Here is a 17,080-nt window from a genome sequence, read left to right on the forward strand (position 1 = left end):
GGGTGCCCGCCGGTCACCGGCGGGCACCCCTTCTAGAGGAGGATGCGATGTTGAAGATATTTGACGGTCTCGTGGCCGTCGTGGGTAGCGTCGGCTTCTTTATAATCGTGTTCTGGCTTTTGAACGCGGTTGCCGAGCTGCTACCAACAAACTGGGAGAGGCGCGTTAAGCCATGGGTGTTCGTCGGACCCGCGCTTGCTTTCATCCTTGTGTTCCTCATTTACCCGGCGATCCGAACCCTTATCCTGTCCGTTTTCGACCGGCGCGGGGAAGAGTTCGTCGGGTTGGAAAACTTCACGGGACTGCTGACTGATTCGGCGTTCCAGAGCACGATGGTCAACACCCTGCTGTGGATCCTCGTCGTTCCCATCCTTGCGGTCGCTCTCGGCCTACTCGTCGCGACCCTGACGGACCGCTTGCCAGCGAGCGAAGAGAAGGTGTCGAAGTCCCTCATCTTCCTCCCCATGGCGATCTCCATGGTCGGCGCATCGACAATCTGGCGGTTCGTTTACGAATGGCGGCCAGAGGGGCAGCCACAGATCGGCCTACTCAACCAGTTCTGGACAGCCGTCGGCGGTCAGCCCCAGGTCTGGATGCAGATCTCGAGCGGCAAGCTCAACAGCTTCCTTCTCATGGTCATCCTCATCTGGTTGCAGGTCGGCTTCGCCATGGTCCTTCTATCGGCAGCGATCAAGAACGTTCCCAGCGATACCGTCGAGGCCGCCCGCGTGGACGGTGCTGGCGAGATTCAGATCTTCTTCCGCATCGTCCTTCCGCAAATCAAGGTGACGATGCTGACCGTGTTCATCACGATCCTCATTGGTGTCCTCAAGGTGTTCGACATCGCCTACGTCATGACGGGAGGCAACTACGACACGAACGTCGTTGCGCTTGCCTTCTTCAAAGAGCTGTTCACCTACCGCCACGACGGCAGGGCCGCCGCCATCGTCGTGCTTCTCATGCTCGCCATCATTCCGGTCATCATCTACCAGATCCGCAGCTTCAAGGCAGAGGAGGCAGCACGATGAGCTCCGCAACGCCAGCGCCGGTCACCCCGGTGCCAAGCCCAAAGAGGCGACCGAAAACGAAGCGGCCGAAGATCCAGGGCAGCGCCAACTGGCTGACCCGGCTCATCGTCGTCACCGTCGTCGTCACCTTCCTCATCCCGACGATCGGGCTGTTCATCACCTCGTTCCGCCCGCGAGTCGACTCCACATCCTCGGGTTGGTGGACTGCGCTCTTCAGTCCCTTCGACGCAGAATGGACCCTCCAGGGATATCGCGAGGTACTGGATGCGGGGATGGGCAACGCGTTCATTAACAGCATCGTGATCGCTGTCCCCGCCACTCTTATCCCGCTCCTTATCGCCGCGATGGCGGCGTACGCCTTCACCTTCATGAAGTTCCCCGGCCGCGACGTTATCTTCCTCGTTGTTGTTGGCCTCCTCGTCGTCCCCCTCCAGGTGGCCTTTATCCCGCTGCTCCAGCTGTTCGGTCAGTTCGAGTTGGTCGGCACGTTCCCAGCCGTCTGGCTGGCACACACGGGGTTCGGCATGCCGCTCGCGATATACCTGTTGCGGACGTACATGGCGACGGTCCCGCACTCTCTCCTCGAGTCGGCTCAGATCGATGGTGCCTCGCACTTCCAGATCTTCTGGCGGCTCCTCCTTCCCATCAGCGTGCCTGCGCTTGCCTCGTTCGCGATCTTCCAGTTCCTCTGGGTCTGGAACGACCTCCTCGTTGCCCTGCTCTTCGTCGGAGCTGGCGAGAACGAGACTGTCACCCTGCGACTGTCGAGCCTTATCGGCCAATATGGTCAGCGGTGGGACCTGCTCGCACCCGGTGCCTTCATCTCCCTGTCACTGCCCCTCATCGTGTTCTTGTTCCTGCAGCGCTACTTCGTGCGTGGCATGACAGCGGGCTCGGTCAAGGGCTGATAGGCATAGTGGGGCACAGGAGCAGAATAGGTCGGTCGGCAGTATGGATGTGGGAGAGCGTGTGAAAAAGGTTGGTATCCGGGAAGTCGCGAAACATGCGGGTGTCTCTATCGGGGCGGTCTCCCGCATCCTCAACAATCGCGACGCGGACAAGTTCCCCGAGGCAACCCGCGACCGCGTCCATGTCGCCGCACACGAGTTGGGTTACCGGCCCAACATGCTCGCGCGAGGGCTGCGGACCAGCCGGACACACACGGTCGGTCTCGTGACGGACATGATCGCCACAACTCCGTACGCCTCCGGCATCGCAGCCGCCGCGCAGGAGGTCGCTCAAGAAAACGGCGTCCTTCTCTTCCTCGTCAACACGGGCGGCTCCGGCACAATCGAAACCAACGCGGTTGATGCTCTGCTTGCCCAGCAGGTTGACGGCTTCATCTTCGCAACGATGTCGTACCGGGAGGTCGACGTCCCCGAACGGCTACCGACCGACACGGTACTCGTTAACTGTGTGCCCCGCTCTGGTCATTACCGCGTTGTTGTCCCAGATGATTACGGCGGCGCACATACGGCGATGAGATACCTCGTCGAGGCGGGACACAGGAGGATCGCGTTCGTCGACACGGACGAGAAGGACCCCGATCCACTTGCGTCCCAGCTGAGGTTCGCAGGTTATCGAGACGTCCTTCATGAGGCTGGTATCCCCTTCGACGAGAATCTCGTCGTCGAGGGCAGGTCGGACTCGTTCGGCGGCAGGGCCGCTGTCGACCGTCTTCTCACACTACCGGCACAGACGAGACCAACAGCTGTCTTCTGCTTCAACGACCGCATGGCGGCGGGAGCCTACATCGCCGCCCGCCGCCACGGTATGCAGGTACCTGCCGATCTTTCGATCGTCGGATACGACGACCAGGCCCTCATTGCCGCCGAGATCGATCCCGGTCTCACGACCGTCGCGCTACCCCACCATGCGATGGGACGCCTCGCGATGAAGATGCTGCTCGGTATCGACGAGCCGCACGAAGAATCCCTCATGAAACTGGAATGCCCCCTGATCGTGCGTGAGTCGGTACGACCACTTACGCAACCCTGACCCACGAGAGTTGAAACGGAATGAACCACACCGCCGGACCTCAGCTGATCGCCTACGCAGACCGCTTCGGCGGCTCACTCAGCGCCCTCAAAGACCTTCTGGATGGCCCGCTCGCAGGCACCTTCGACGGCGTCCATATCTTGCCGTTCTTCACGCCGTTCGATGGCGAGGATGCTGGGTTTGATCCCTCGGACCACACGGTCGTCGACTCGCGGCTCGGCACCTGGGAGGATGTTCGCGACCTCGCGGCCACGTACCGGATCATGGCTGACCTTATCGTCAACCATGTCTCGGCCTCGTCGCCGGAGTTCCTCGACGTCATCGCCCGCGGTAGCGACTCTCCGCACTTCCCCATGTTCTTGACGATGGCATCGGTCTTCCCGGACGGCGCGACGGAAGTCGACCTCGCCGCGATCTATCGGCCCCGTCCCGGCCTGCCGTTTACTCCCATGACCCTGGGTGAGGATCGGCGGCTCATGTGGACGACCTTCACCTCCCAGCAGATCGATCTTGATGTGCGAAGCACCGAGGCAGCCGCCTACCTCGAGCGGGTCCTTGCCTCGCTCACCGAGGGCGGAGTATCGATGGTCAGGCTTGACGCTGTCGGATACAGCGTCAAGACACCCGGCACATCGTCGTTCATGACCCCTGATACGTACGCCTTTATCGACAACCTCGCCCAGAAGGCTCGCGCACGCGGCGCCGAGGTCCTCGTCGAGATCCATGGCCACTACGAGCAGCAGATCGACGTCGCCTCCAAGGTTGATCTTGTCTACGATTTCGCTCTCCCCCCGCTCGTCCTCTACGCCCTCCACACCGGGGACGCGGCGCCACTCCTGCACTGGATGAAGGTCCGCCCAACCAACGCCATTACCGTGCTCGACACTCATGACGGCATCGGCGTTGTCGACGTCGGGCCAAGCCACGACGGCCAGCCCGGCCTCCTCGACGCCGAGCAGATCGAGAGCCTCGTTGAGGGAATCCACGAACGCTCGCGGGGCGGGTCCCGCGCCGCAACAGGATGGGCGGCATCGAACGTCGACGTTTACCAGGTGAACTGCACATACTTCGACGCCCTAGGCGGGGACGAGAAGGCCTATCTCGCTGCGCGTGCCTTCCAGCTCTTCACTCCGGGCACACCGCAGATCTACTACGTTGGGTTACTGGCCGGTCGCAATGACATGGAGCTACTCCGCAGCACCGGTGTGGGCCGCAACATTAACCGTCATCATTACGACCGAGCTGAGATTGAGGAGGCACTGGGAGACCCGCTCGTCATGACACTCATGCGCCTCATCCGCCTTCGCAAGAATCATCCGGCGTTCGCGGGCAGGTGCTCCGTCGACGGCAGTGGTTCTCGCATCACCCTCGACTGGACTCATGACAACCACCGAGCGTGCCTCGACGTGGACTTCGCGGACTCGAACGTGTCGCTAACGGCCACGACACCGGACGGCGACGAGATCGTCATGGGCCTCACGGACGATGCACTGGGCGAGCTCGCAGACGCCGAGGATAGTGCCGTTCGATGACGCCAGACGCAACGAACGACGGTCGCCCCGTTTTGCACTTCACCCCGCAGAGCGGATGGATCAACGATCCCTATGGGCTCACGTGGTATCGGGGTGAATACCACCTCTTCTTCCAATACGTCCCGGACCAGGTCGACTGGGCCGTACAGCAGCACTGGGGCCATGCGACAAGCCCGGACCTCCTTCACTGGACCACCCAACGCGTCGCGCTGTCGCCGGGCGATGGGGATGACGGCATCTGGTCGGGGTCGCTTGCCCTCCCGGAGGATGGTCCTGCGACCATCTTCTACACGTCCGTCAATCTGCCTCGCCTCGACGTCGCGGTCGCCCGCACCGCCCATCCTCTCGATGCTGAATGGCAGAGCTGGGAGAAGGGACTCGTTGTCGCATCTGTCGACCCCGACTCAAATGTGACAACGTACCGCGACCCCTACGTGTTCCATGACGGGACCACGTGGAAAATGATCATGGGAGCCGGCTTCGCCGACGGCAGACCCGCTATCCTCGGCTATTCGTCCGGTGATCTTGCGCACTGGCAATACGACGGGATAGTCGCCGAAGGTACCGGAAATCGCAGCGACGAGCTGTGGCTCGGCGAGGGATGGGAGTGCCCGCAGCTCTTCCCGATCGAGGATCGCTGGGCACTCGTCGTCGGCGTATGGGAAAGTGCCGGTCCGCACTACGTCGCTTACGCGCTGGGAGACTATGCCGATGGGCGGTTCATACCCGATTCATGGCACCGCTTGAGCTACGGGCCCTCGTACTACGCTGCGTCAACCTTCATGGACCGCGACCGGCGTCGAGGTCTCATCTACTGGCTCAAAGAAGTGACCGACCGCGGCGGGCAGTGGGCGGGAGCCCACTCCCTGCCACACACTCTCGCCCTGGTTAACGACAGGCTCGTTGCGCGGCCGCACCCGAACATCGATAATCTCCGCCACGACAGACAAACTGCGACAAATGGAAGTCTTGACCTGCCTGCGCTCGCCGACGTGGAGTGGACGCTGGACTCACCGGAGAGCAACGCAACCCTCAGCATCGGCAACAACGAGAACCCCGAGCTCGTTCTCTGCGCAGAGCGCGGTGTATTGAGAGCTGAGACCGAAGCTGCGGCGTGGGAAATGCCGGTAAGTGACGGGGAGACGCTACGGATCATCGTCGACGGGCCAATTGTTGAGATCTTCGGCGCCGCCGGTGTCCTCGCCCTCCCCGTATCTTGTGGAGGTTCGCGCCGTATTAAAGCTGAAGGGTCTATCACCTGGTACGACCTGGGCTAAGGTTCGTTTCGCGTTAAGCTACCGCGCACAGCGGGAGGGCGAATCTTCCGCGCGATAATCAGACAATCTTGCCAGTCGGCATAGGACTCACCTGACTCGCGAATCTTCCATTCCTGGCGACCATTTGCAGATCGGGGCGGTTGAAGGAGAGCGTGTGGACGAACTCGCCTGTTTGCCTTTTGAGGTAGGCAGCGACTGAGAGCGAGGTCCGTCGACGCCCCGTGCGCTGGCTGGCCGTGGATCGCCTCTCGACGCATCGTGCGACGCATCGTCAGCCCCATCCACCCACTGGACCGTATTGCTGGCAAGCGGAGTCACATGCTACTTTGCGCTTGTTACGTAGTACGTGCACTGGGGGCGGTGAAATTCCGCACCGGCGGTTATAGTCCGCGACCCGTCCACAGCCAGTGGCCGGTTGAACAGGTGAAAATCCTGTACCGACGGTTAAAGTCCGGATGAGAAGCGCACGTATCGGTTGGCATCTTTGCCGTACCGTCATGCCCCCGCGCCTGTGCACCTGGCGGAGGGAACATATGACGGTCACAGCGGCCGAAGATGCGGCCATGGTCCGAGCGCTCAGCTTGGCATCGTCGAACGAATTCCGGCCCGGTCCGAATCCTCGTGTCGGATGCGTCCTTCTTGACTCAGCAGGGGCGACGATCTCCGAGGGGTTGCACCGAGGAGCTGGCACTCCTCATGCCGAAGTCGATGCTCTGACGAAGGCTGGCGGCAACGCGCGCGGTGCGACCGCTGTCGTCACTTTGGAACCGTGCGATCACACGGGCCGAACGGGTCCCTGCACGGGTGCTCTCATCGATGCTGGCGTCTCTCGAGTGGTGTTCGCTCAGGCCGATCCGAACCCTCAGGCATCCAATGGTGCGTGGACGCTTCGCCGCGCGGGAGTCGACGTTCATGGCGGACTCCGCTCGGCTGAAGCCTTCGAGCTCAACCGGGCCTGGTCTTTCGCTGTCACGCACGGCCGGCCCTACGTCACGTGGAAGTACGCCGCGACTCTCGATGGTCGTAGCGCGGCGGCCGATGGGAGCTCCCGCTGGATATCGTCGCAGGCCTCCCGTGCAGATGCTCACCGGCTTCGCGCCCGGTGTGACGCCATCATGGTTGGCACGAACACCATCGTGGGGGACGATCCGCAGCTGACGGCGCGCGATTCAGCCGGCCGCCCGGTGGCACACCAACCGCTACGTGTGATCGTCGGCGAACGTACTCTGGCTGCCGGTCACCGGGTCTTCGACAGTGCGGCCGAGACCCTGCATCTCCAGACCCGCGACCTTACGGAGGTCCTTGCCGAGCTCCATCGCCTCGAACGGCGCCATATCTTCCTCGAAGGCGGACCCACCCTGGCGGCGGCTTTCCTTCGCGCCGGATTGGTCGATGAGATTGTCGCCTACCTCGCGCCCGCCTTCCTGGGATCCGGGCGACCCGCCATCGGCCCCCTCGGCATCACCTCCATGTCCGACATCCTCACGTTTGCGATGACGGACGTGACTGTCATCCCTCCCACCAGCCCCACTGACGACGCCAACATCCGAGTGACGATGCGCGGCTCCGTCAAACCGATTAACGAAGAAGGACAATCCTCATGTTTACCGGAATAGTCGAAGAACTCGGCACTGTCGTCAGCCTGGAGGAGCAGACGGACGCGATGCGCTTGAGCGTGCATGGTCCGCTTGCCACCTCAGACGCGCGACCCGGCGACTCCATCGCCGTCAATGGCTGCTGCCTGACCGTGGTGTCCTGTGCGGATGACGTGTTTACCGCTGACGTCATGAAGGAGACGCTGGCTAAGACGTCCCTTGGAGCCCTCACGCCGGGAAGCCGAGTCAACCTCGAGCGTGCGGTTACACCGACCACTCGCCTCGGCGGGCACATGGTCCAGGGGCACGTGGACAGCACCGGACACATACTCGATCGCCAGCCCAGTGACCATTGGGAGCTCGTGACCATCTCGTTGCCCGTTGAGTCGAGCCGTTATGTCGTGCCGAAAGGATCGATCGCCATCGACGGCGTCAGCCTGACCGTCGTCGAGACGACACGAGAGCCACACCCGTCATTCACGGTGAGCCTCATCCCCGAAACCCTCTCGCGAACAACACTGGGGAAGAAGCAGACAGGAGACACTGTCAACCTCGAAGTGGACATCATCGCCAAATACGTCGAATCGCTGGTGGCCCGATGAACGCCGGCACAGCAGTAAGGCTGGACTCCGTCGATCAGGCCATCACCGACATTGCAGCCGGTCGACCTGTCATCGTCATGACCGATGAGAACGGTGAGGGCTACCTCGTCGTCGCCGGATCGTTTGTGACGCCCGAGCTCGCAGCATTCGCCTCACGTCATTCAGACGGAAAGATCGGCGTTGCTATGCCTGAGGAGATCCTCGATCGACTGACCTTCGACCTCATATCCGACCACACGACTGAAACGGTGAGCACGGCCTTCTTCCACGAAAGCGACACGACCACGGCTGTCGCTAGCATGAGCGATGTCGATGCCGCCACGACGGTCAGAATGCTCGCGGACACCTTCAGCTTCCAGGCTGACCCTGCTCGGCGGGGCGGTGTGTTTCCCATGAGGTCTCGGGAGGGTGGCGTCCTTGCACTCCGCCGCCCGGCAGAAGCCGCGGTCGACCTTGCGCGCCTGGGAGGCGCTACTCCCGTCGGCGTCGTCGTTCCCCTCGTCCATGACGATGACACAGTGACACGCAATGAGCAGTTGCGCGGTTTCGCTGACGGGCATGGGCTCACGATGATCTCGATCGATAGCCTGGTGGCGCACCGATACCGCCGGGAGATTCTCGTGAAGAACGTGGCACACACTCGGCTTCCCACGATCCATGGCGACTTCATTGCCCATGGCTACAGGACCCGCTTCGTCGGCACCGAGCACGTTGCTCTCGTCCATGGTGATCTGCGGGGCGAGGCTCCCGTGCTGACAAGAATTCACTCCGAGTGCTTGACCGGTGACGCCTTCGGTAGCAGCCGCTGCGACTGCGGGCCCCAGCTCGATCAGGCGCTGGAAAGGATCAGCGCCCACGGTCGCGGCGTTGTCGTCTATCTGCGTGGGCACGAGGGTCGCGGTATTGGACTGGCGGCCAAGCTACGCGCCTACGAGCTTCAAGACGGTGGTATGGACACCGTTGACGCAAACTACGAACAGGGCCTACCCGCTGATGCGCGGCACTACGGAGAGGCCGCCCAGATCCTGGAAGATCTCGGAGTCAACAGCGTCGACCTCTTAACGAACAACCCCGACAAATCCCGTGCACTCGAGGAGTTCGGCATCCATGTCGCACACCAGGTGCCCGTCCCTGTCAACCCAAATCCGCACAACCTCGCCTACCTCATGACAAAGCGCGACCGAATGGGCCACGATCTTCCCGGCCTCGGCGAGCTACAAACCATTACTGGAGGACACTGACATGACCAAAAGCCCAGCTCCAACACCGAACATCAACACCGCCGGACTCTCAGTCGGGATCGTCGCTGCCACCTGGCATCCGAAATTCACAGACGGACTCGTCGCTGGCGCCCAACGAGCATGCACCGACGCCGGCATCAGCCCTCTTCTTGTGCGCGTTCCCGGGGCCTTCGAACTACCGGTCGTCGCCGACCGTCTCGCCCAGACCCACGACGTCGTCGTAGCGTTGGGCGTCGTCATCAGGGGCGAAAGCCCGCACTTCGACTACGTGTGCAGGGCCGCCACCGACGGGCTGACGCGAGTAGCTCTTGATCGTGCCACTCCCGTTGGTTTCGGAGTCCTCACGTGCGACACCGAACAGCAGGCCTTTGATCGCGCCGGGCTCGAAGGCTCGCGCGAAGACAGCGGCTACGCGGCTGTCACAGCGGCGCTAGAGACCGCAGTGGCATTGCGCGAGCTCGCCTCACTCTGACCACAGGGCGTTGTGCACAGACGCGAAAGGACCGGGGTCCGGCCAGCGGCCGGACCCCAGGAGGTTTGAATTTAAGCGGCCGTGTACCCGCCATCGACGATGAAGTCTGATGCTGTCGCGTACGAGCTTGCCTCGCTTGCGAGATAGACGGCGATGCCCTTGAGTTCGTCCGGGCTTCCGACCCTGCGCTGCGGTGTGAGGGCCTCCCATTCCTTGCGGAGCGGAGCCAGCTCCTCTGACTGGAGAAGCTCTGTACCGATGTAGCCAGGGCTGATCGTGTTGACACGCACCCCGCGGTCCGCCCACTCGACACCGAAGGACTTCGACAGGTGAACAACCCCAGCCTTCGCCGCGTTGTAGTGGATCTGTGGCTGGGGCACGTTGACAATCGAAGCTGACATCGACCCGGTGTTGACGATCGAGCCTCCGCCATTGTCCAGCATGTGCCGTCCAGCGGCCTGGGTGCCGTAAAAGACGGAGTTGAGGTTGAGGTCGATCATGCGCTGCCATTCCTCGATCGACATGTCTTCAGCCGCGACGTTATGCGCCATCCCCGCGTTGTGGAAGGCGATGTGCAATCCTCCAAAATCTGCCACGACCTGCTCGACAAGCTTCGTCGCATTCTCTGGGACGGTGACATCGAAACTGTATGCCGCGGTCTTGACCCCGGTCGCTTCAGAGATCTTTGATGCGGTGGCCTCAGCCACCTCCTGATTGATGTCGACAATGGCAACGTCCGCGCCAGCTTCTGCAAGCGCTGTCGCGAGCGACTCGCCGATCCCCTGCGCCGCGCCGGTGACGTAGGCGACCTTGCCCTTGAGGTTAAACATGTCCATAACAGTCATAGAACGTCCCTTTCATCACTCCAATAATTTCACAGTGTCCCCTTTACCCTATTTGTCGCCGTGACGTGGCTTCTAGCGTTTCCCCTGGTAGTGGAAACGTTCTCACCTAATTTTCGCCTGCTTGGGGTCGGTGTCGCACACGAAACTTGCGACTCCTTGAGCAGAGCGACCGCTCGGTGGGGACTTGCTACTCTCATGGCGGTGCCAGCAACCTTCGGAACGGTCGATTTCATCTTCGCGGCTGCCGCGCTCCTGCCCTGGTCCGTCTTCGCTGTCCCAGGAGGCCGCTATCGCTGGTCGTCGCATTGACCGACCAAGACACTGCCCGCCACCCCAGGTGGGTCACCACCGCAGGTGAGTCACCCGCGCAAGCGATCGTGCATCGACGCAAGATCGTGGGTGGCAGGTACACCCTGCCACCCATGATCTGACGACTAACGGTTTACTGGTAGGACACGAACTCCGGCATCGGCTCTACTTCGTAGGTCCCTTCCGGCGTCAGCATGGGCAGATCTTCATCGAAGAAGTTCTTCCACCCCCACGCGATACCTTCGGGGGCATCCTGATGTAGGGCCCGCCACGTGTCATTCTTCGCCGGCTGGCTTCCCTGCCCATCGGCATGAATAAGAAGCGCGACCTCCGGGCGCGACTGATCAAGCTGATCCCGGTCACGAATCATCTGCAATTGGAACTGGTGCAAAATGATGAGCTTCTGCGGTAGCTCGTTCTCCTGCACGTAGTCAGCCAGATAGTTAACAACCTCATTCACCTCCGCGATCTCAACATGGCCGATGCGCGTCAACGGCATCTCGTCCGGCCCCAGCCGCCATTCCGGATCAAGTGCGATACCGACATGCGGGTACGCAAGAAGCTCCTCATACAGCTGGATCTGGGACAGGAAGTCAGATCTGCCTGGCTGGAAATCGAGGACGACATACTGCCCGGCCTCGCCAGCCGCCTCGATAAGAGGCACAAACCATTCGATCGCACCTTCGTTGGAGTAGTTACCATCGTCGCCAGGCTGACCCGCTGAAACGGTCACAATAATCTCCTGGGCAGCGAGGACCGTATCCTCTGTCAACGCCCGGTAGGGCTCTGCCATCTGCTCGGCGCGCTCAACCGTGGCTGGCACATCCTGCTCCCCCAGAACGCCCAACGCAGGGGTGATCGGAGAACCATAGAGTGCGATATAACGCTTACCGCCGAACACGAGCTGCGTGCCGCCAGGGAGCTCCACGCCCGTCGCCGCTGTCGCGACCTGCCACTCAAAATCAGGTAACTCGCCCGCGAATATCCCAAGGGCGACATCGGCAGAAGAAGCGGCCTCGATGGCCTCACGAGATGAACGGGGATCAGCCGGTGAGAACACGATCTGGGAACCCGCCGCGCGAGCAGTGCCAACTGCAGCAAGATGAGAACCGTCAGTGAGCACGGTGACTGCCTCTAGCGGGTCAATGTCCTGACTGAATTGGACATCGCGGCTTTCTGCGGCAATGAGTGCCTCGCCCTCGTTCAGGGCAAGCAACGCGTCAAGACCTTCGCCCTCGGGCTCAACAACGGTGATCGCGGGATCAGCCTCCGACTGCTCACCTGAGTCTGTTTCGGTGCCCAGCGCCGGGACAGCGCCGACAACGTCGACATCGTCGGGCAGACCACCGTCACCCCCCGCATCGCCCAGGTCGGTGCCAACGGCAATGACCCATGAGGCACCGAGACGTTCGAGCTCATCAGCCACACCCTCACCCTCGATGAGCGTGGGAACGGAGTACGCGGCGGACAGTGATGCCGCTTCGAGTTGGAACTCCTCACCCGTGACGATCGCTCCGGGCGAGGACTCAAAGAACTGCTGGCTCGCTTTGATCGATGCGTCCGCAGGGCTGTCTCCGCTGATGAGATGAACTGTCGGAGTAGTGACAGCGGCTCCGCCGCCGTCCGAGTCCTCGTCCGAACCATCTCCGAGGACGGACGAGCACCCTGCGAGCAAGAGGGAGCCCGCCGCGATCCCCGCCATTTGCTTCAGTTTCACGATCTGTTCCCTTCTTGTGCAGGGGACTCACCCTGCAGATTCACGCCAAGCGTGTTGTGAAATTTCACGTCGCCACGGTTTCGGGACGCTAGAAAGCGACCCGCGTGACCGGGTTAGAATCACGTGTGGGTGCTTTCGATGATTACACTCTGCCGCCTGAGGCCCTGAGCTGGTCCACCGGTGTTGCAACTCGACCCCATTTCCATATTCAGAGCCATGATACTCTCGCGGCCGCTGTCCGCCGGGTCATTCTCGAGCAAGTGCGCCATGCCCTACAGATTCAGCATCCCGGTCATGGCACCAGCGCTCGTCAGAATCGTTTCTTCGACGAGTCAGTCCATGAGCTTCGCAAGTCGATCAAGCGCGTCCGCGCAGTCCTCCGTCTCATTCGGGCTGAGATTGGAGACGATCGGTTCCGGCACGACGACTCCCTTCTTCGGGATACGGCACGGTTGTGGGGGCCGGTGCGAGACGCCGTCGTTCTTGCCAGGCTGGCCGAGAAGGTCCTCCCCGATCTTGAGCTGGACGACGAGGTGAAGGACACCATTGTCACGACCCTTCAGGCCCGAGCAGAAACACGTACGCGTACAGCGCGACGTGACCGGCAGCGGCTGACCGACACGACATTCGCATTGAACAGCTTTGCCAGCCGAATCTCCTCCCTCCCGACGGACGGTCCCACCGCCATACCGAACGCCTGGAAGTCGATCGAGCCCGACATCGACCGTCTCGCTCGCCGGGTCGTGGCGCGCAGGGACGAGGCCGCTGCAAAGAAGTCAACTGTGCGGCTCCATGGGTGGCGGAGGGTCGCCAAGTATCTCGGTTATCAGGCCGAGCTTCTCGCGCCGGAAGGTGCTGGGTTCGAGATGAGGCAGATCGAACGTGGATCGCAGAGCCGGAACGAAAAGCCTCTCCTCGTGCTCCGCGATCAGCTTTCCCAGCTAGGTAGCCTCCTCGGTGATGATCATGATCTCGCACTCCTCATCGAGACTCTTGGCCGCGACCCAGATCTTCTGCCGGACAGCGTCGACGCAGCTCACCTCTTTTGGGAGCTAACGCGGCTACGGCATGATCTCCAGGTCGCGGCGTTTGAGATCGGTGAGAAGTTAGGAGACGCGACTGATCTCATGTCAGCATTCTCCGATGCGTGGCGCATGAGCCGGCCTGACGAGTAGGTCCGGTACTCATGCGCCCAGCGTTCAGCCTATTCGCACGTACTTGAGCTCCAGATATTCGGACAGTCCTTCGTGCGAGCCTTCGCGGCCGATCCCGGACTCCTTCACTCCACCGAACGGCGCGGAGGGATCGGAGGCGACGCCGACGTTGACGGCAACCATGCCTGATTCGATCCTGCCCACAACATCTCGGACCTCATCGATATCTTGACCGCAGACGTACGACATGAGCCCGAACTCGGTGTCATTCGCCGCCTCGACCATCTCGTCCACGGTGTCGCAGACAATGATCGGTGCGACAGGACCGAAGATCTCCTCCTTGTTGACTCGGGCCTCACGCGGTACGTCTGTCAGAACAGTGGCCGGATAGAAGTAGCCATGTCCACCGTGCGCTTGGCCTCCGAGGCTCACCGTGGCGCCCTTCGACACCGCATCATCAACAAGCTCCTGGCACTTATCGACAGCATCTTGATCGATGAGCGGTCCGAGAGTCGTTCCCTCGTCGAGTCCGTTGCCGAGAACCAGAGCCTCGACCTTCGCAGTGAATGCTTCCGTGAATCGGTCGGCGATGTTCTTGTGAACGTAGATGCGGTTGACGGCAGTGCAAGCTTCCCCGTTGTTTCGGAATTTCCCAGCCATCGCTGCAGTCACTGTCTTGTCGATGTCTGCCGATTCCAGGACAAGGAAGGGTGCATTACCGCCGAGCTCCATCGAGGAGCGCAGCACGTGTTGGCTCGCCTGCGAAAGCAGGGTCCGACCTACGGGGGTCGAACCCGTGAACGAGACTTTCCGCAGTCGCGGATCCTCCATGAGGGTGCTGGAGAAGGTCGAGGAATCCTTCGTCACAACGCAGTTGACAACGCCGGCTGGTACTCCAGCATCCCGAAGAACTTCCATGAGAAGGAGCGAGCTGAGGGGCGTGAGGCTTGCCGGCTTCAACACGACCGTGCATCCAGCCGCGAGCGCGGGGCCGATCTTGCGGGTTCCCATGGAGAAGGGGAAGTTCCACGGGGTGATGAGGAGCGATGGTCCAACTGGCTGGGAATAGACGAGGACGTCCTGGTCGGGCACAGCGGGCGCTGGCCTGAATCGGCCACTCGTTCGCACCGCCTCCTCTGAGAACCAGCGGAGGAACTCAGCGCCGTAGTTCACCTCCCCGTAGGCTTCCGCGAGCGGCTTGCCCATCTCCATCGTCATCGTCAGCGCAAAGTCGTCTGCTCGTTCGAGACATAGCTCGTAGGCTCGGCGGAGAATCTCGGACCGATGGCGCGGGGTGGTTGCGGCCCACTCTGCTGCCGCGGCGCTCGCCGCATCGAGAGCCTCCATTCCTGCCTGAGCAGCATCCGCTGCTGCGATGCTGATGATCTCCTCCCCTGTTGCGGGGTTCTCAACAGAAAGGTTCTTCTCGCCGTCGACGAATTCTCCGTTGATGAAGGACCCGGTTGGCATCCGACTGATGAGGCTGTCGACAGTGTCCTGGTTGATGGGTGGGGTGAGCGGCATAGCTTATTCTCCTTGCCTGTCGAAGATGATGACCTGTCGGATAGCGTTGCCATCCGCCAACTCATCCATTGCGTGGTTGATGTCGTCGAAGCGGATGATGGAGGAGATGAGCTCGGCGACGGGTAGTTTGTCCTCGAGGTACAGCTGTGCGTATGTGGGAATATCACGAGACGGAACAGCTGAGCCGAGATAGCTTCCGACGACGGTACGTGCGGCAGCGGTGAGGTTGAGCGGGGCAATTTCGGATGTGGCACCGGCAGGCGGGAGGCCAACCGTCACGAGCATTCCTCCAAATCCGATGGCGTTGTAGGCAGTCTCGAACGCTTTGACGTTGCCGGCTGCCTCAATGACTCGATCGGCGGTGATTCCCTGTTCCGCAACCTCCTGCGGTGTGTAGGTGCGGTGGGCACCCAGCTTTTTCGCTTGTTCGAGCTTCGATGGGAGAGCATCAACGGCGATGACCTCTTTAACGTCGTTGGCGAGCGCGGTGATAAGGGCGGCCATGCCGACTCCGCCAAGACCAACGACCATGACGGTGTGATGAGGGGCGGGCTTCGCCGCGTTGAGGACTGCGCCGCCTCCGGTCAGCACTGCACAGCCGAGCACGGCCGCGATCTCCGGGGGCACCTGGCGGTCGACGACAACGGCACTTCGATAGTCGACGACGGCGTGGGTGGCGAACGCGCTCACCCCGAGGTGGTGATAAACCTTGTCACCCTCGCGTTCGAGGTGGATCTCACCCGACATCATGACGCCGTCGTTGTTGGCTTTCGATCCGACTGAGCAGGGAAGCTTCCCGTCTGTCTGACATGCTTCACACTCACCGCATCGTGGCAGGAAGCTCATGACGACTTGGTCTCCGACGCTGAAGCCTTCGACGTCGGAGCCGACTTCCATGACGGTCCCACATGCTTCGTGGCCGAGAAGCATCGGCACAGGCCTCGGACGATTGCCTTCGACGACCGAGAGATCGGAGTGGCACACCCCTGCGGCATCCATTCGCACGAGCAACTCGGTTGGACCAGGGCCGGCGAGCTCGAGCTCTGTAATTTTCAGGGGCTCAGAGCGAGCGTAGGGCCGCTCCATACCCATCTTTTCTAGGACTGCTCCACGGATTTTCATCGGCTTCCTTTCACGGTATTGGCTTCGCTCCTCGACTGCGGGCTTATGCCCCAGCGCTGGCGCCGCCCTTGGGCTTGTCGTGTGATGCTGGGGCGGAAGCTCCGAAGGTTTCCTTCGCGAGCTGTGTGGCAATGGCATCTCCAGCACGAACGGGCGCTGTTGCGAATGCTCCCTCGTGGGCGAGGACGGGTCGGCGATCTCCGGCAAGTTCGGGATACTTCTCTTCGAGCTTCTCCCTTTCAACCATCTTCGTGTGCCAGGACCGGACAAGGTCCCTGTCCCCGTTCTTCATGCCACGCCAAGTTGTTGGCATGTCGTCCCTCGACGGGCCGGGGGAGGCTGCCCCGGCGAGGTTGACCCGGCTTGGCACCCGCGAGGTCGACGCCCCGCAGTCGCACTCCGGATTGTCTGAAAACATGGACGGCAACACTGCCTCGAACCGATGGCCCGCTCCGCATAACAGGTCGTATGTGATCATCATCTGCTCTCTTGCTCAGTGCGTGCCGCCCAGGCGGCACGCACCATCGTCGGTCTAGCTGTGATGTCCAGGGACGTTGTTATGGGAATCCTGTGTGATCTGTTGAAGGGCGAAGGCCTCCTGTTGTGAAGTGGAGCTGTCTAAGAAACCGCTTCACATACCAGGAGGCCTTCATGGTCCACGCTA

At 61.6% G+C, this 17,080-nt stretch carries 16 protein-coding genes and 1 riboswitch; of the genes, 11 read left to right on the forward strand and 5 right to left on the reverse strand.

Features of this window, described 5'->3' with window-relative positions; translation table 11 throughout:
* The first annotated feature begins 47 nt into the window (after positions 1–47).
* The 9 genes from H7E91_RS10210 (at position 48) to ribH (ending at position 9,745) form a co-directional block, all read left to right on the forward strand.
* Positions 48–1,028: a carbohydrate ABC transporter permease gene (locus H7E91_RS10210; protein ID WP_182354997.1), complete on the forward strand. Its 981-nt coding sequence runs from the start codon at positions 48–50 to the stop codon at positions 1,026–1,028.
* Positions 1,025–1,936 carry a carbohydrate ABC transporter permease gene (locus H7E91_RS10215; RefSeq protein ID WP_182354998.1) on the forward strand — a complete coding sequence of 304 codons (912 nt, stop codon included), beginning with the start codon at positions 1,025–1,027 and terminating at the stop codon, positions 1,934–1,936. The genes H7E91_RS10210 and H7E91_RS10215 overlap by 4 nt, the downstream gene beginning before the upstream one ends.
* Before the next feature lie 61 nt (positions 1,937–1,997).
* The gene (locus H7E91_RS10220) at positions 1,998–3,026 is read left to right on the forward strand and encodes a substrate-binding domain-containing protein (protein WP_182354999.1); all 1,029 of its coding nucleotides are present in this window, start codon (positions 1,998–2,000) and stop codon (positions 3,024–3,026) included.
* 20 nt (positions 3,027–3,046) lie between these two features.
* Complete coding sequence (gene gtfA / locus H7E91_RS10225; RefSeq protein WP_182355000.1) at positions 3,047–4,558, forward strand: sucrose phosphorylase; 1,512 nt, start codon at positions 3,047–3,049, stop codon at positions 4,556–4,558.
* Complete coding sequence (locus H7E91_RS10230) at positions 4,555–5,835, forward strand: glycoside hydrolase family 32 protein (protein WP_182355001.1); 1,281 nt, start codon at positions 4,555–4,557, stop codon at positions 5,833–5,835. Before gtfA ends, H7E91_RS10230 begins: the two co-directional genes overlap by 4 nt.
* A 342-nt stretch (positions 5,836–6,177) precedes the next feature.
* Positions 6,178–6,307: riboswitch (FMN riboswitch) on the forward strand.
* A gap of 61 nt (positions 6,308–6,368) precedes the next feature.
* Positions 6,369–7,451 carry a bifunctional diaminohydroxyphosphoribosylaminopyrimidine deaminase/5-amino-6-(5-phosphoribosylamino)uracil reductase RibD gene (gene ribD, locus H7E91_RS10235; protein ID WP_206680417.1) on the forward strand — a complete coding sequence of 361 codons (1,083 nt, stop codon included), beginning with the start codon at positions 6,369–6,371 and terminating at the stop codon, positions 7,449–7,451.
* A complete protein-coding gene (locus tag H7E91_RS10240; protein WP_182355002.1) occupies positions 7,436–8,032 on the forward strand; it encodes a riboflavin synthase in 597 nt (198 codons plus the stop codon). The genes ribD and H7E91_RS10240 overlap by 16 nt, the downstream gene beginning before the upstream one ends.
* Positions 8,029–9,273, forward strand: coding sequence for a GTP cyclohydrolase II (gene ribA / locus H7E91_RS10245; RefSeq protein ID WP_182355003.1), 1,245 nt, complete (start codon positions 8,029–8,031; stop codon positions 9,271–9,273). Before H7E91_RS10240 ends, ribA begins: the two co-directional genes overlap by 4 nt.
* A 1-nt stretch (position 9,274) precedes the next feature.
* Positions 9,275–9,745 (forward strand): 6,7-dimethyl-8-ribityllumazine synthase, encoded by a 471-nt coding sequence (ribH, locus tag H7E91_RS10250; RefSeq protein ID WP_182355004.1) that lies wholly within the window; start codon positions 9,275–9,277, stop codon positions 9,743–9,745.
* Between the two features lie 71 nt (positions 9,746–9,816).
* Here ribH and H7E91_RS10255 read toward each other — a convergent pair whose 3' ends face one another.
* Positions 9,817–10,590 (reverse strand): SDR family oxidoreductase, encoded by a 774-nt coding sequence (locus tag H7E91_RS10255; RefSeq protein ID WP_182355005.1) that lies wholly within the window; start codon positions 10,588–10,590, stop codon positions 9,817–9,819.
* A 156-nt stretch (positions 10,591–10,746) separates the two neighbouring features.
* Here H7E91_RS10255 and H7E91_RS10260 point away from each other — a divergent pair, with 156 nt between their 5' ends.
* Positions 10,747–10,899 carry a hypothetical protein gene (locus tag H7E91_RS10260; protein WP_182355006.1) on the forward strand — a complete coding sequence of 51 codons (153 nt, stop codon included), beginning with the start codon at positions 10,747–10,749 and terminating at the stop codon, positions 10,897–10,899.
* 133 nt (positions 10,900–11,032) lie between these two features.
* Here H7E91_RS10260 and H7E91_RS10265 read toward each other — a convergent pair whose 3' ends face one another.
* Positions 11,033–12,616 carry a hypothetical protein gene (locus H7E91_RS10265; protein ID WP_206680418.1) on the reverse strand — a complete coding sequence of 528 codons (1,584 nt, stop codon included), beginning with the start codon at positions 12,614–12,616 and terminating at the stop codon, positions 11,033–11,035.
* A 125-nt stretch (positions 12,617–12,741) separates the two neighbouring features.
* Between H7E91_RS10265 and H7E91_RS10270 the strand changes: the two genes are divergently transcribed.
* Positions 12,742–13,791 carry a CHAD domain-containing protein gene (locus H7E91_RS10270; RefSeq protein ID WP_182355007.1) on the forward strand — a complete coding sequence of 350 codons (1,050 nt, stop codon included), beginning with the start codon at positions 12,742–12,744 and terminating at the stop codon, positions 13,789–13,791.
* Positions 13,792–13,815: 24 nt separating this feature from the next.
* On the opposite strand, the gene H7E91_RS10275 is transcribed toward H7E91_RS10270, so the two are convergent.
* From H7E91_RS10275 to H7E91_RS10285, 3 genes are read right to left on the reverse strand one after another with little or no spacing between them, the layout of a single operon-like run.
* On the reverse strand, positions 13,816–15,294 hold the full coding sequence (locus H7E91_RS10275; RefSeq protein WP_182355008.1) for an NAD-dependent succinate-semialdehyde dehydrogenase: 1,479 nt from the start codon (positions 15,292–15,294) through the stop codon (positions 13,816–13,818).
* 3 nt (positions 15,295–15,297) lie between these two features.
* Positions 15,298–16,416 carry an alcohol dehydrogenase catalytic domain-containing protein gene (locus tag H7E91_RS10280; protein ID WP_182355009.1) on the reverse strand — a complete coding sequence of 373 codons (1,119 nt, stop codon included), beginning with the start codon at positions 16,414–16,416 and terminating at the stop codon, positions 15,298–15,300.
* A gap of 43 nt (positions 16,417–16,459) precedes the next feature.
* A complete protein-coding gene (locus H7E91_RS10285) occupies positions 16,460–16,834 on the reverse strand; it encodes a hypothetical protein (RefSeq protein ID WP_206680419.1) in 375 nt (124 codons plus the stop codon).
* Positions 16,835–17,080: the final 246 nt, after the last annotated feature.

Source organism: Flaviflexus huanghaiensis (assembly GCF_014118685.1).
Taxonomy (GTDB): Bacteria; Actinomycetota; Actinomycetes; order Actinomycetales; family Actinomycetaceae; genus Flaviflexus; species Flaviflexus huanghaiensis.

Coding starts and splice junctions, on each gene's coding strand:
- H7E91_RS10210 (WP_182354997.1), top strand. CDS start 48: ATGTTGAAGATATTTGACGGTCTCGTGGCCGTCGTGGGTAGCGTCGGC.
- H7E91_RS10215 (WP_182354998.1), top strand. CDS start 1,025: ATGAGCTCCGCAACGCCAGCGCCGGTCACCCCGGTGCCAAGCCCAAAG.
- gtfA (WP_182355000.1), top strand. CDS start 3,047: ATGAACCACACCGCCGGACCTCAGCTGATCGCCTACGCAGACCGCTTC.
- H7E91_RS10230 (WP_182355001.1), top strand. CDS start 4,555: ATGACGCCAGACGCAACGAACGACGGTCGCCCCGTTTTGCACTTCACC.
- ribD (WP_206680417.1), top strand. CDS start 6,369: ATGACGGTCACAGCGGCCGAAGATGCGGCCATGGTCCGAGCGCTCAGC.
- H7E91_RS10240 (WP_182355002.1), top strand. CDS start 7,436: ATGTTTACCGGAATAGTCGAAGAACTCGGCACTGTCGTCAGCCTGGAG.
- ribA (WP_182355003.1), top strand. CDS start 8,029: ATGAACGCCGGCACAGCAGTAAGGCTGGACTCCGTCGATCAGGCCATC.
- ribH (WP_182355004.1), top strand. CDS start 9,275: ATGACCAAAAGCCCAGCTCCAACACCGAACATCAACACCGCCGGACTC.
- H7E91_RS10255 (WP_182355005.1), bottom strand. CDS start 10,590: ATGACTGTTATGGACATGTTTAACCTCAAGGGCAAGGTCGCCTACGTC.
- H7E91_RS10275 (WP_182355008.1), bottom strand. CDS start 15,294: ATGCCGCTCACCCCACCCATCAACCAGGACACTGTCGACAGCCTCATC.
- H7E91_RS10280 (WP_182355009.1), bottom strand. CDS start 16,416: ATGAAAATCCGTGGAGCAGTCCTAGAAAAGATGGGTATGGAGCGGCCC.
- H7E91_RS10285 (WP_206680419.1), bottom strand. CDS start 16,834: ATGTTTTCAGACAATCCGGAGTGCGACTGCGGGGCGTCGACCTCGCGG.